At 33.7% G+C, this 11,525-nt stretch carries 15 protein-coding genes; 8 read left to right on the top strand and 7 right to left on the bottom strand.

From position 1 onward, the window contains the following. The first annotated feature begins 4 nt into the window (after positions 1-4). The 3 genes from BLT04_RS04560 (at position 5) to murI (ending at position 3,159) form a co-directional block, all read left to right on the top strand. A complete protein-coding gene (locus BLT04_RS04560) occupies positions 5-955 on the top strand; it encodes a PorP/SprF family type IX secretion system membrane protein (protein WP_089754079.1) in 951 nt (316 codons plus the stop codon). A gap of 50 nt (positions 956-1,005) precedes the next feature. Beyond that, the gene (gene hemW / locus BLT04_RS04555) at positions 1,006-2,130 is read left to right on the top strand and encodes a radical SAM family heme chaperone HemW (RefSeq protein WP_089754078.1); all 1,125 of its coding nucleotides are present in this window, start codon (positions 1,006-1,008) and stop codon (positions 2,128-2,130) included. Between the two features lie 198 nt (positions 2,131-2,328). After that, complete coding sequence (gene murI / locus BLT04_RS04550) at positions 2,329-3,159, top strand: glutamate racemase (RefSeq protein ID WP_089754076.1); 831 nt, start codon at positions 2,329-2,331, stop codon at positions 3,157-3,159. 32 nt (positions 3,160-3,191) lie between these two features. On the opposite strand, the gene BLT04_RS04545 is transcribed toward murI, so the two are convergent. Further along, the gene (locus BLT04_RS04545) at positions 3,192-3,791 is read right to left on the bottom strand and encodes a nitroreductase family protein (protein WP_089754074.1); all 600 of its coding nucleotides are present in this window, start codon (positions 3,789-3,791) and stop codon (positions 3,192-3,194) included. A gap of 86 nt (positions 3,792-3,877) precedes the next feature. Between BLT04_RS04545 and BLT04_RS04540 the strand changes: the two genes are divergently transcribed. Further along, positions 3,878-4,225: a winged helix-turn-helix transcriptional regulator gene (locus BLT04_RS04540; protein ID WP_089754072.1), complete on the top strand. Its 348-nt coding sequence runs from the start codon at positions 3,878-3,880 to the stop codon at positions 4,223-4,225. Here BLT04_RS04540 and BLT04_RS04535 read toward each other — a convergent pair. From BLT04_RS04535 to BLT04_RS04515, 5 genes are all read right to left on the bottom strand, one after another. Continuing rightward, positions 4,222-4,812, bottom strand: coding sequence for an RsmD family RNA methyltransferase (locus BLT04_RS04535; RefSeq protein ID WP_089754070.1), 591 nt, complete (start codon positions 4,810-4,812; stop codon positions 4,222-4,224). The two genes, BLT04_RS04540 and BLT04_RS04535, sit on opposite strands and share 4 nt — an antisense overlap. A gap of 77 nt (positions 4,813-4,889) precedes the next feature. Beyond that, positions 4,890-5,606: a DUF3822 family protein gene (locus BLT04_RS04530; RefSeq protein WP_089754068.1), complete on the bottom strand. Its 717-nt coding sequence runs from the start codon at positions 5,604-5,606 to the stop codon at positions 4,890-4,892. 18 nt (positions 5,607-5,624) lie between these two features. After that, positions 5,625-6,119 carry a Smr/MutS family protein gene (locus tag BLT04_RS04525; protein WP_089754066.1) on the bottom strand — a complete coding sequence of 165 codons (495 nt, stop codon included), beginning with the start codon at positions 6,117-6,119 and terminating at the stop codon, positions 5,625-5,627. A 156-nt stretch (positions 6,120-6,275) separates the two neighbouring features. Further along, on the bottom strand, positions 6,276-6,773 hold the full coding sequence (locus BLT04_RS04520; protein WP_089754064.1) for a metallophosphoesterase family protein: 498 nt from the start codon (positions 6,771-6,773) through the stop codon (positions 6,276-6,278). Then, the gene (locus tag BLT04_RS04515) at positions 6,773-7,222 is read right to left on the bottom strand and encodes a hypothetical protein (protein WP_089754063.1); all 450 of its coding nucleotides are present in this window, start codon (positions 7,220-7,222) and stop codon (positions 6,773-6,775) included. The genes BLT04_RS04520 and BLT04_RS04515 overlap by 1 nt, the downstream gene beginning before the upstream one ends. A gap of 250 nt (positions 7,223-7,472) precedes the next feature. Between BLT04_RS04515 and BLT04_RS04510 the strand changes: the two genes are divergently transcribed. After that, the gene (locus BLT04_RS04510; RefSeq protein ID WP_089754061.1) at positions 7,473-9,023 is read left to right on the top strand and encodes a serine hydrolase; all 1,551 of its coding nucleotides are present in this window, start codon (positions 7,473-7,475) and stop codon (positions 9,021-9,023) included. 202 nt (positions 9,024-9,225) lie between these two features. Here the strand turns inward: BLT04_RS04510 and BLT04_RS04505 are convergent, their stop codons facing one another. Further along, entirely contained in the window at positions 9,226-9,702 is a 477-nt protein-coding gene (locus BLT04_RS04505; RefSeq protein ID WP_089754059.1) for a SixA phosphatase family protein, read from the bottom strand. 114 nt (positions 9,703-9,816) lie between these two features. Between BLT04_RS04505 and ruvX the strand changes: the two genes are divergently transcribed. The 3 genes from ruvX (at position 9,817) to BLT04_RS04490 (ending at position 11,436) form a co-directional block, all read left to right on the top strand. Then, positions 9,817-10,233 carry a Holliday junction resolvase RuvX gene (gene ruvX / locus BLT04_RS04500; protein WP_089754057.1) on the top strand — a complete coding sequence of 139 codons (417 nt, stop codon included), beginning with the start codon at positions 9,817-9,819 and terminating at the stop codon, positions 10,231-10,233. Further along, on the top strand, positions 10,230-10,802 hold the full coding sequence (def, locus tag BLT04_RS04495; RefSeq protein ID WP_089754055.1) for a peptide deformylase: 573 nt from the start codon (positions 10,230-10,232) through the stop codon (positions 10,800-10,802). Before ruvX ends, def begins: the two co-directional genes overlap by 4 nt. A gap of 73 nt (positions 10,803-10,875) precedes the next feature. Further along, a complete protein-coding gene (locus BLT04_RS04490; RefSeq protein ID WP_089754054.1) occupies positions 10,876-11,436 on the top strand; it encodes a DUF5606 family protein in 561 nt (186 codons plus the stop codon). Positions 11,437-11,525: the final 89 nt, after the last annotated feature.

The following is an 11,525-nucleotide window of genomic DNA, read 5'->3' as shown; positions in this document are numbered from 1 at the left end:
TGTTATGAGAAAACTATATGCTATCGTGTGTTTGGCTCTTTTGTCAAATGCATATAAAGCACAAGAAACATTACCATACTATCAACAATATCTTTTGGATGGTGAGTTCCTGTTCAACCCTGCACAATACGGTAAAACGGACTATGTTCAGCTTAATCTCAACTACCAACAACAATTTTCAAAATTTAGCGAGTCTCCAAATGTACAGTCAGTGGGGATCAACGCGAATATTTTTGATAGAGTAGGTGCTGGTATTTCTGTCTTCAGAGACAGCAATGGGCCTATTTCAGCAGGGGGTATTACAGCTGGAGCTTCATATTTTATCCCTCTTAGCAGCGAAGGAGACAGAAAAGATCAATTCTCTTTCGGTACAAGTGTAAGCTTGTATAACATGAATTTTGATTATTCTAAAATTAATACGGAAGACGCTTCTGACCCGTTGTTACAAGGTAGCGAAAGCAATATCTTTATGGCATATGCCAACTTCGGTTTAGCGGCTACTTATCATAATATCTTTGCTGCAGTATCAGTAAATGATATCGCTTTAACGAATGACGAAGCTATCGTTAACGGTCGTGAGCCTTCTCCGATCAAATTCTTCTTAAACTTAGGGTATGACTGGCATTTTGCTGATAACATGTATGTTACGCCATCTGCATTGATCAACCTTAATACAAATTCTACGAGAACAATTGACTACAACTTAATGGCAACATTCTTTAATGATGTTAATGCGTTCTCTTTCGGAGTAAACTACAGATCCGTTCAAAACAGATTTGATAACCAGCAATTGAGTATCTCTCCGGTTGTAAAAGTAAGATTCAACAAATTTATGGTGGGTGCTACTTATAACCTTGGATTGTCTGATATTCAGGAGTATGGCGGAAACAGCTTTATGCTGGGTGTAGGTTATAACTTCGATAACTTTATTAATCACAGAGGTTATAGATATTAATCAATTTAATTTAAATAAATTTGAGCTCTGATTTTTTCAGAGCTTTTTTTATGATTTATATTCACATACCATTCTGTAAACAGAAGTGCAGCTACTGTAATTTTCATTTTTCTACGTCTTTAAATTTTAAAGATGAGATGATTGCTGCGATGAAAAAAGAAATTTTCTTACGAAAAGATGAGTTACAGAACAAAAATTTACAGTCATTATACTTTGGCGGCGGAACTCCTTCCATTCTTTCGGGGGATGAAATCAAGTTTTTGATCGATGAGGTGCTTAAATATTTTAACTTTAATTCTGATATTGAGATAACTTTAGAAGCTAATCCGGATGATTTGGATAAAAATTTTTTGAAATCCTTGTCAGATTCTCCCGTTAATCGTCTCTCAATCGGAACGCAAAGCTTCTTTGATGAAGATTTAAAGCTAATGAACAGAGCTCATAATGCCTCTGATGCGGAAGGTTCTATTAAAAGAGCGCAGGATTTTGGCTTTGAAAATCTAAGTATTGACCTCATTTACGGTTCGCCAACATCCAATTTAGAGATCTGGAAAGAAAATTTAAAGAAAACAATCGCTCTTGAAGTTCCTCATATTTCATCTTATGCTTTGACGGTTGAACCAAAAACAGCTCTCGAAAACTGGATTTCCAAAGGAAAAGTGATCAGCCCAAAGGAAGAGGAACAGAATAAAGAGTTCTATTACATGATTGATTTCCTGAAAGACCATGATTTTGAGCATTATGAAATCTCAAATTTTGCAAAACCGGGCTTTCATTCAAGACACAATTCCGCATATTGGAAGTATAATGAGTATTTGGGCATCGGTCCGTCTGCGCATTCTTACAACGGTTTTGATGTCAGAAGCTGGAATGTAGCCAATAATCAACAATACATTAAAAAATTAAGCTCAAATTTATTGGCTAAAGAAGAAGAAGTTCTCTCTCAGGAAGATCAGTTTAATGAAATGATCATGATTGGCTTAAGAACAACTTGGGGAGTTGACCTTGAAAGTTTAAAAAATAAATTTTCAGAACAGATTCTTGAAAAATTTACTGCTGAAATTAAAAATAAATTAAACGACGGAATTTTAAAGATAGAAAATAATCACCTCAAAATCCCGGAAAAGCATTGGTTTATGGCGGATGGTATTGCTTCGGATCTGTTTTTGGTTTAATTCTAATTAATAATAAAGATGCTTCGTGAACATTCGTTCGTAAACTTTAGTTTATGCTCAGCATCACACCTCTAATACTATTCATTTTTATCAGCGGTTAATTTGTAGCGATGTCATGCTGAGCCTGTCGAAGCATCTTACATTTATAGCATATTATGCGATATAAATTTATTATTTTTGTATAAAATTTCATCTCATTTGAAAACTAAAAAAGAAAATTACTCGCACCTTTCATCAAAACAGCCGATCGGGATTTTTGACAGCGGAGTAGGAGGTTTAACGGTTGCCAAAGAAATAAAAAGACTTCTTCCCAACGAAGATTTAATCTATTTCGGAGATACAAAACACCTTCCTTATGGGGAAAAATCGAAAGAAGCGATTATAGAATATTCTACGAAGATCACCAATTTTTTGTTGAGTCAAAACTGTAAAGCAATTGTCATTGCCTGTAACACAGCGACTGCAAATGCTTTAAATGAAGTAATGGAATCCGTTGCCGGAAAAGTTCCTGTGATTGATGTGATCAATCCTGTAGCGGAAAAAGTTTCTTATGAAATTCACAATAATGTTGGCGTAATTGCTACAAAAGCAACGGTAAATTCCGGGCTTTACAAGAAAAGCATCCGCAAGCATAACAAATGGATTAAAGTTGATGAGTTGGCAACACCTTTGTTGGTTCCCGCGATTGAAGAAGGCTTTAAAAATCATCCAATTACGCATGCGATTATTTATAATTATTTAAGTAATAGCAAATTAAAAAACATAGAAACATTAATTCTGGGATGTACTCATTATCCTCTATTAATTGATGAGATCAAGCAGTATTACGGAAACCGTGTTCGCGTAATCGATTCTCCGAATATTGTTGCCAATCATTTGAAGATCATTTTAGATAAATATAATTTGCTGAATGAGAACAATCCAAAACCGAATTATCATTTTTACTTATCAGATTTGACCAAAAACTTTGAGAAAATCTCAAAAAAGTTCTTCGGAAAAAGTATTGATTTAGAATTTAAAGTATTATAAATAAAAAAAGACTCATTTCTGAGTCTTTTGTCTTATGCTTCAAGGATTATTTTTTCAACTTTTAATCTTTTCTTAGGATTAATCTTCGGTTGATTAGTATCTTCCTCAGATTTCTCACCTATTGCTACCGCAAACAGAGTTTCATAAGATTCATTTTTCAAAATCCAGTCGTATTTATCTGTTTCAATTCCTTCCATCGGTGTAGAATCGATTCCCATATCGGCACATGCGGACAATAAAACGCCCAATGAGAGATAGACCTGATGTCTTAACCATGATTTTATGGCTTCTTCGCCTTTAGGCTTCACGAAAGTTTTGTAATAATTCACAGATCCTTCAGGGAGGTTTTCTTCAATCTGTTTTTCGAAATATTCCGGATTTTTGATCACCTGAAAGACGATGACATAATTACTATCCAACACTTTTTCTTTGTTGAAATAAGAAAACTCTGACAATTTTGCCTTCGTGTCCGGATTATTAATAAACACAAAATTCCAGGGTTGGCTGTTGATGGATGACGGACTTAAATTTAAAATTTCTTTAAGCTGTTGTACCTGTTCTTCACTGATTTTTCCTTGAGGATTATACTTTTTTACGGTATATCTCATTTTCATTTTTTCTAGAAAGTTCATAATATTTTATACTATCATTTTTATAGTTACAAAATTAATTTAAGTTTATTAACTTTGCAATAACGGTAAAAAATGATAGTATTAAAATGTACACGATAGACAACAAAGAATATCCTTGCTGCACGACAGTTACCATGAGATTTATTGGCGGAAAATGGAAAGCGGTGATCCTGTATTACCTTGTAGACGGGGCAAAAAGATATAACGAATTAAGAAAATTAATTCCGACAATTACAGAAAGAACATTAAGTCTTCAATTAAAACAATTGGAAGAGGATAATATTATTAACAGAAAAGTATATACAAAAAAGCCCCCGTTGATGGTAGAATATACCTTAACGGACTTTGGGAAGACGCTTTTGCCAGTTTTAAACGAAATTGCAAAATGGGGACAGGAAGCGGTCGATACATCCAAAAAAATAACCAGGAATTAAATTTCCTGGCCGGTGATTTCTTCTTTTTCTTCATCTTTATTCGGTTCAAAAAAACTGAAGCTTACGTTTCCGTATTTTCTGGTATCGAGTAAATTCGGATGATCAAATTTCATTCGGCTTTGATGTTCCACGATGAGAACTCCGTTGGGTTTCAGGTATTTATTATTTAAAACTAAGGAAAGAAGTTCATAATATTTTTTTTCTTCTGTTTCAAAAGGCGCATCGGAAAATACAATTTCAAAAGATTTTTTATTCCTGAATTTTTTCAGCCAGTCGAAAACATCACCCCGCTGAACACTTACATTCAGACTAAATCCCAGCTCAGAAGCCGTAGAATTCAGAAAACTGGTATGTTTTGGATTCATTTCCACGGAAGTAATGTCCTTACAGCCTCTTGAAGCAAATTCAAAAGTGATAGAACCAATTCCTGCAAAAAGATCCAGCACGGAAATCGACTGCATATCGTATTTATTTTCCAAAATACTGAACAGGGCTTCCTTTGCAAAATCTGTCGTAGGTCTTACGTCAAAATTTTTCGGAGCAGCAATTTTTTTCGCTTTCCATTTTCCGGCTATTATTCTGTACATATTTTTTTAGGGTTTAGGAATTAGGGTTTAGGAATTAGGGATTTTAAAACTAAGCCCTGTTTCTAAATCTTTATCCCTTAATTAAGTATAAAGTTTTTGTTGGGAAGATTATCAAATACAATTTTCAGATTCTTTACGAATTTCTGTAATTCTGAAATAAAGGTTTCATTTTCCGTCGTTTCACCATAAGCGAAGAAATTTGTTTCGTTGATGCTAAAGCCGATTTTGCTTAACGTAAACATGACAAAATAAAGAAAATCTACTTCCGAATTGACATCCAGATTATTATATAAGATGATTTTTTTATTATCGATAGCAAAAAATTCACATTGATTATGATAAAGATTGATGTGAATTTCCTTATTGTTTTTATTATTAATTGAATTTAAAAACTTCTCCCCCGAAAAATTAAAATGGGTGGGAATAGCCAGATCTTTAATTTTTCTGTAAAAATTCTTCGGAAAAGTATAATAAAACTGAACGTTGAATTTTTTATTGACAGAAAGCATCAATTCTTCATTTTCCTTGTCTACATGGGCGTTGTAAGCGATCAGATTATATCCGCCTTCATGCTCTGAAAATCCTTCAGGCATCAACGTAAAATGATTAAGAGCCGATATAATATGGATTTCGTCAAAACGTTGTTTGATCAGCACTTTATCAAGTTGATCGGCAATAAAATTTTCCGGAGTCTCTTCATCAACGAAATAAGACTTTTCCTCCAAAATGCTCTTGTTTTTGGCAATTTGGTAGATTAATCCGTCTTTGGTAAAAAGTAAATTAAGTACGTTCATATTTCAATTCCTGCAAATTTAGTGAAATTCTACCATTACCGCACCCGATTGATGATGAAGTATGTCCTTATTATAAAAATCGAGATTACTTTGGCTTTCCAAAACGTCCAAAACCATTCTCTGAAGGACGCCGTCACCAATTCCGTGAACGATTTCCAGTCTTTTTAGATTATTTTTTCTGCAAAACGCAATGACTTCCAGTAATTTTTCCTTTTGAATGAAAAGCCTTTCAAAACTGTCATAATCATTAGGATTTTTAACTAAATTATGAAAATGAAGATCCAGAACCAACTGATTTTTCTGATGCTTTTTAGAAATATTTTTTCTGGGCTCTGCTTTTTTTACAACTTTAATATTTTCATAAAGATCGGCATTTTTCGGAACAAGTTTCTCTTTCGGATATTGATAGGTAAAGCCATATTCGTCTTTAAAAACCACAATATTTGCGTTCACCGAAGTTACAACTCCGCTTAAATCTTCATCTACTACAGAAACTTTATCGCCTATCTTCATAATAATTTTTAAGTTTCGTCATTGTGAGGATCACACCAACGAAGCAATTTCAATAATATATTTAATCGATTTTGCCATTCTGAATGAAACGAAATAGAGTGAATCTATTTTTTAATTCTAGAGATTCTTTCTTCGTCAAAATGACAAAAATCTATGCTAAATTTTTGGTCCTAATTCAATAATTTCCAGATCCTTAATTTCTTCACCATCAACCACAAAACGCATCATTGTTCTTACTTTATGCCAACCCTGTTTTCCACAAGCTCCAGGATTAAGGTGAAGCAAATTGTTTTTCTGATCAAACATCGCTTTCAAAATATGTGAATGCCCTGAAATGAATAATTTCGGAGCTTTTTCAGAAATTTCCTGTTTGGCTAAAGGGGTATATTTTCCGGGATAACCGCCAATATGAATCATTAAAACTTCCAGATTTTCACAGAAAAATCGGCTCACTTCAGGGAATTCAGAACGGATTTTTGCATTGTCGATATTTCCGTAAACTCCTTTTAATGGTTTAATTTTTTCAAGCGTTTCAATGATCTCAAAACTGCCGAAATCTCCGCAATGCCAAATTTCATCAGCTTGTCTTGCATATTCTAAAATTCGGTCATCAATATATGAATGTGAATCGGAAAGGAGGAGGATTTTGGTCATTATCTAAAAGTTCTTTCAGTAATATTTTCATCATATTTTTCTTTGAAAATGGCAACACGTTCAGAACTTAATTCTCCGTCATGATTTAGCACTCTTTCTTTTATTAACCATTTTATCAGCTTTTCCATGCCTTTTCTTGAATTCATGAAGTTGGCAATTTTCGAAATATCAGTTGTTTCTACTTTTATTTTTTCAGTTAAGAAATTCAGAATAAAATAATCATCTTCCATATATTTTGGAGTTTCGTTATCCATATATTTCCACATCAAAATTTCGTCATCATCCTTCATGGTAAAGAAAGAATACTGGAAGGCATTAATTTTTTCCGCTTTTAAAATCTGTTTCCCGTCAAGAAGAACTTTTTCGTCCTTAATTACAACTTCTTGCGAAAAATAAAAATTAAAACTAAGCATAAATAAAAATAAGGTAAGACGTTTTTTTGTTGTCATTCTTTAGTGTTTATATTAAAATGCAAATATAGAAAAGGTTTAATCATCGTATCAGAAATTTTTTCAAGATTCCGAGAGAATTCTTTGTTTTACATTGAGAATTAATGAAAATAACAGTAAAAAATAATAATAAAATATAAACCAATTCTTTCATTTGAATTAAAAATGTTTAAACCAAAATAAAGAAACTTTCAACGATTACAAAATTAGTATCATCCAATATTTACTAAATTTGATAAATTTTAAAATAATGAAGCATAACTTTTCTTTGTTCTTTATTCTTTTCTCTCTGATCTCTTTTGCGCAGGTAGAAGAAAAAAAGCTGGACGAGCTAATCCAGAATACCTTGAAAACTTTCGATGTTCCGGGAATGTCTGTCGGAGTTATCAAAGATGGTAAATTAATTTATTCTAAAGGGTTTGGCGTACGTTCTTTAACCACAAAACAACCGATGGACGACAATACTTTGGTCGGAATTGCATCGAATTCAAAAGGTTTTACATGTACAGCATTAGCAATTTTAGCAGATGAAGGAAAATTGAATTGGGACGATAAAGTTTCAAAATACATCCCTGAATTTCAAATGTATGATCCGTATGTTTCTCAAAATGTTACGATTAAAGATTTGGTGACTCACCGGGCAGGATTGGGTTTGGGACAAGGAGATTTGATGTTCTTTCCTGAAGGCGGAAATTTGACAGTAAATGATATTGTTCACAATGTGAGATATTTAAAACCGGAAAACCCTTTCAGAACGACCTTAGATTATAATAATATCATGTTTATCATTGCGGGAGAAGTGATTCATAGAATTTCGGGATTGAGCTGGGCAGATTTTATCGAACAGAGAATTATGAAGCCTGTCGGAATGACCTCAAGTTTCGGAAGCTACAACAGAGCAAAGGCTGTGACCAATAAAATCGATGCACACGCTCCTGTAGACGGAAAAGCAATCGCCGTTCCTCACGACTGGAACGAAACCGCCAACGCTGCCGGAGGAATTATGAGCAACATTAAAGACATGACGACGTGGGCAGAATTTTTGTTAAATAATTTCACCACGAAAGACGGTAAAAAACTGGTCTCGGACAAAAGTATCCAACAGCTTTGGAGTTTACAGATTCCAAGTGGAATAGCGCCGAAAAGTCCTTATGACACGAGTTTTTATGGATACGGAATGGGTTGGTTTTTAAGTGATGTTAAAGGTCACAAACAAATTCAGCATACAGGTGGTTTAATAGGAACTGTCACTCAGTTTACACTGATTCCTGATATAAAATTAGGAATTGTGGTTCTCACGAATCAACAGTCTGGGGCGGCTTTCAACACGATTACAAATACGATAAAAGATTCTTATCTGGGCATTGCTGACAGAAACTGGCTGAAAACTTACAGTGAAAGAATTTCAAAAATGGAAGAAGGATTTAATAAGCAAAAGAAAGAAGCTTTTGCAAAATCTGAAGCTTTTAAAAAAGAAAAAAATCTTCAACCCAAAGCAGAGCAATTCATAGGAACTTACAATGATATTTGGTTTGGTGATGTAGAAATTTCTCAACAGGTAAATTTGTACAGAATTTCTTGCAAAAATTCCCCAAGGCTAAAAGGTGACTTGCTGCCATATTCAAATAACTCTTTTATCATCAAATGGGACGACAGAAGCTATGACGCCGATGCTTACATTATTTTTAATTATGATGAAAACGGAAAAGCAGAATCTGCAAAATTAAAACCAATTTCTGATGTCACGGATTTTAGCTTTGATTTTGATGATCTTGATTTGAGAAGAAAAATAAATTTTTGAATAGCAACTGCATAACGTATAAAATTCACTTTTATCAATAGAAACGGGCTTTAGCCCGTTTTTTTATTTACAGACTAGACTGGCTTTAGCTAAAACTTATTTAGCTAAATTTTACGCATACATATAACAATTCCGCAAAAATTCTTTAGATTCTCGCTATTTCGATATGAGAGATAATTCAATAATAAATTTTTATAATAGCTTAAATTTTTCCGGGTTCATAAAAGAATAAAAGCTTTTTCTCGGCACCATCAAACTCAGCCCAAGAATCGCAGTTTATTTCAAAACCAGCCACACCGCAAGTTGGAAAATGAAAAATATCTTCAGAAATGGAATTCGCAAAATTTGAAATTCCGTTATTATGTGAAAAAAAAGCTACAGAATCATGGCTGTCATCCAGGTCGTAAATTACAGATTCAAAATTTCTTTCCGAGGGATTATACAATTTTTCATCAGTTATAAAATTAAGCTGATAGGTCTGGTTAAAAATTTTGCACGTATTCAAGGCGCGAACCGCCGGGCTCGACACAAGATAATCAATCGAAATATCATTGTTTTTTAAAAATCTGGACATGTTCATCGCGTCCTGCAACCCCTTGTCCGCCAGTGGTCTGTCGAAATCTTCGGTTTCTTCCGGCCAGTCGCTTTTTGCATGTCTTACGAGGATGAGTTTCTTCATATTTTTCGGTTTTGGAAGATTAAAATTATAAAAAAAATAATGGAATAAAACATGATTTATAAAAAAAACTGTGTTACGGATAAAATGACTAATTTTTCTTAAATTTGCAGACTTATGGGACAGATCATTGCAATAGACTATGGAAAGGCGCGTTGTGGCATTGCTGCAACAGATGATATGCAGATCATTGCGAGCGGTCTTGATACGGTACAGACTCCCGTTTTGATGGAATTTTTAAAAAAATATTTCACCGAAAACAAAGTTGATGAAGTAGTGGTGGGGCTTCCCGTAGATTTAAGAGGAAATATTTCTGAAGTGGAAACCGATATTTTAAAATTTATAGAAATATTTAAAAAAGAGTTTCCGGCTATTCAGGTGCATCGTTTAGATGAGAGATTTACGTCCAAAATGGCTTCGTTTTTTATTTCCCAAAGCGGAAAAAACAAAAAGCAAAGACAAGAAAAAGGATTAATAGATAAAGTAAGTGCAACCATCATATTGCAGAATTTTTTAGAACAAAGAACAAGATGATTTTACCGATAAGAGCCTTTGGGGATCCTGTTTTGAGAAAAGTAGGCAAAGAAATAGACAAAGATTATCCCGATTTACAAGAGTTGATAGATAATATGTTTGAAACCATGAACAGTGCAAATGGCATAGGATTGGCTGCACCACAAATCGGCCTTGATATCCGTCTGTTTATAATTGACGTATCACCTCTTGCGGAAGATGAAGATTATGAGGATATTAAGGATGAATTGATCGACTTTAAAAAAGTTTTCATCAATGCTAAAATTCTTGAAGAATCCGGTGAAGAGTGGAAATTTAACGAAGGATGCCTTTCAATTCCTGACGTAAGAGAAGACGTTAAAAGGAAAAGTACGATCCTTATCGAATATTATGATGAAAATTTCGTTAAGCATACGGAAACTTTTTCCGATATTAGAGCCCGCGTAATTCAACATGAATATGATCATATCGAAGGAACGCTGTTTACCGATCATTTAAGTGCTTTAAAGAAAAAACTGGTGAAAGGTAAATTAACGAAAATCTCTCAGGGTGAAGTAAGCATTAGCTATAAAATGAGATTTCCGAAATAATTAATTAAAAACAAAAAATAATATATACAGCAAAAAGCTTCGAGCTGATTGCAGAAATTAAAAAAATAAAATTATGCTGTTAGAAAAAATAATTTCAATTTCTGGAAAACCAGGACTTTACAAATTAGTTTCTCAATTAAGAAACGGATTTATTATTGAAGATGTTACAAGCAAGAAAAAAGTAAGCATTGGAAATTCAAGCCAGGTGAGTTTGTTAGACAATATCGCGATGTTTACGGTTGATAAAGAAGTTCCTTTGTTTGAAGTTTTTGAAAGTATTGCTAAAAATCATGATTATAAGGAAACGATTTCTCACAAATCTTCTGACGCCGAGCTGAAGGAATTCATGACGGCATCTCTTCCAAACTACGATACAGAAAGAGTATATGCTTCTGATATCAAAAAATTAGCTCAATGGTACAATATTTTGCAAAAAGCAGGATATATTACCCCGGAAAGCTTTGTAAAGGCTGAGCCTGAAACATTAGATCCTGTAACAGGTGAAGTGACTTTAACAGATAAGGAAGCTCCAAAAAAAGCAGCTCCAAAGGCTGATAAACCTGCATCTCCGAAAGCGAAAGCTTCATCCGGCGCAAAAGCAGCTACAAAAAGCACACACAGAAAAATGGGATAATTCATCCATTTAATTTTAAAAATAAAGCCTTGTTGAGAGTTTTCTTGACAAGGTTTTTTGTTTTCAATAATTTAAAAACGACATAGGAA

Origin of the sequence: Chryseobacterium soldanellicola (genome assembly GCF_900100115.1) — a bacterium.
Classification (GTDB): domain Bacteria; phylum Bacteroidota; class Bacteroidia; order Flavobacteriales; family Weeksellaceae; genus Chryseobacterium; species Chryseobacterium soldanellicola.
Note: the sequence above shows the minus strand (reverse complement) of the source record. Positions and strands in the feature narration are given on the sequence as shown.

Excerpts from the sequence above, each read along its gene's own strand:
- BLT04_RS04560 (WP_089754079.1), top strand. The coding sequence starts at position 5 with ATGAGAAAACTATATGCTATCGTGTGTTTGGCTCTTTTGTCAAATGCA.
- hemW (WP_089754078.1), top strand. The coding sequence starts at position 1,006 with ATGATTTATATTCACATACCATTCTGTAAACAGAAGTGCAGCTACTGT.
- BLT04_RS04545 (WP_089754074.1), bottom strand. The coding sequence starts at position 3,791 with ATGAACTTTCTAGAAAAAATGAAAATGAGATATACCGTAAAAAAGTAT.
- BLT04_RS04540 (WP_089754072.1), top strand. The coding sequence starts at position 3,878 with ATGTACACGATAGACAACAAAGAATATCCTTGCTGCACGACAGTTACC.
- BLT04_RS04535 (WP_089754070.1), bottom strand. The coding sequence starts at position 4,812 with ATGTACAGAATAATAGCCGGAAAATGGAAAGCGAAAAAAATTGCTGCT.
- BLT04_RS04530 (WP_089754068.1), bottom strand. The coding sequence starts at position 5,606 with ATGAACGTACTTAATTTACTTTTTACCAAAGACGGATTAATCTACCAA.
- BLT04_RS04525 (WP_089754066.1), bottom strand. The coding sequence starts at position 6,119 with ATGAAGATAGGCGATAAAGTTTCTGTAGTAGATGAAGATTTAAGCGGA.
- BLT04_RS04520 (WP_089754064.1), bottom strand. The coding sequence starts at position 6,773 with ATGACCAAAATCCTCCTCCTTTCCGATTCACATTCATATATTGATGAC.
- BLT04_RS04515 (WP_089754063.1), bottom strand. The coding sequence starts at position 7,222 with ATGACAACAAAAAAACGTCTTACCTTATTTTTATTTATGCTTAGTTTT.
- BLT04_RS04510 (WP_089754061.1), top strand. The coding sequence starts at position 7,473 with ATGAAGCATAACTTTTCTTTGTTCTTTATTCTTTTCTCTCTGATCTCT.
- BLT04_RS04505 (WP_089754059.1), bottom strand. The coding sequence starts at position 9,702 with ATGAAGAAACTCATCCTCGTAAGACATGCAAAAAGCGACTGGCCGGAA.
- ruvX (WP_089754057.1), top strand. The coding sequence starts at position 9,817 with ATGGGACAGATCATTGCAATAGACTATGGAAAGGCGCGTTGTGGCATT.
- def (WP_089754055.1), top strand. The coding sequence starts at position 10,230 with ATGATTTTACCGATAAGAGCCTTTGGGGATCCTGTTTTGAGAAAAGTA.
- BLT04_RS04490 (WP_089754054.1), top strand. The coding sequence starts at position 10,876 with ATGCTGTTAGAAAAAATAATTTCAATTTCTGGAAAACCAGGACTTTAC.